This is a genomic window from Xenorhabdus yunnanensis, from assembly GCF_028598805.1.
GTDB classification, from domain to species: Bacteria; Pseudomonadota; Gammaproteobacteria; order Enterobacterales; family Enterobacteriaceae; genus Xenorhabdus; species Xenorhabdus yunnanensis.
This window is the reverse complement of sequence record NZ_JAQRFI010000223.1, coordinates 1-512: the sequence shown is the minus strand read 5'-3', so window position 1 is coordinate 512 and position 512 is coordinate 1. Positions and strand designations below refer to the sequence as shown.

The 512-nt window shown below is 35.9% G+C and carries 1 protein-coding gene and 1 pseudogene; both read right to left on the bottom strand.

Annotation, left to right across the window (positions count from 1 at the left end):
• Window positions 1–212: pseudogene (locus PSI23_RS21935) on the bottom strand (hypothetical protein); the annotation flags it as partial.
• A gap of 83 nt (window positions 213–295) precedes the next feature.
• A partial coding sequence (locus tag PSI23_RS21930) for a hypothetical protein (RefSeq protein WP_273557038.1) occupies window positions 296–512 on the bottom strand: 217 nt, incomplete at its 5' end.

Below are 512 nucleotides of genomic sequence, written 5' to 3'. Positions count from 1 at the left end.
AGTTCATGTGATTTATGTTGATGCTCGCCAAGTCCATCTTCAAAGAACTTAATTAAAGCGAGAGTCAATATTTCCTCATCTAAATCCAGCCTGCAATTAGTTCTATTCACTTTAACTATTACAGAATGGCAACCATGTTTCTTTTGTAATGCGCCGAGTTTGGCGTGAATAAATGCCTTTCGCTTTCTTTCAAGCAAAGTTAATTGTGTCATTTCAATTTCCTGTTTTCAGCGTAAGCGAGACCCCAGCGATGGCGCTGTAATTAAAATTGTTTTGTTGTTTTTATTTTGAATTGTTATATGGTTTTATTTTTTCTTTCTCTTATTTCATCGACTGCATTTACATTGTTTTCATATTCAGCCTCGATAATAAGAGGCAATACAGAAAACAGTCGGGATAATCTATCAAGGTCAGTCATTGCATCATCGGGGGAGTATTCTTCACTATTAACGGCTGCACCAGCTAAATTAGCGATAGATTTTATTCCGGCTGTTATCGAATGAATGATTTCA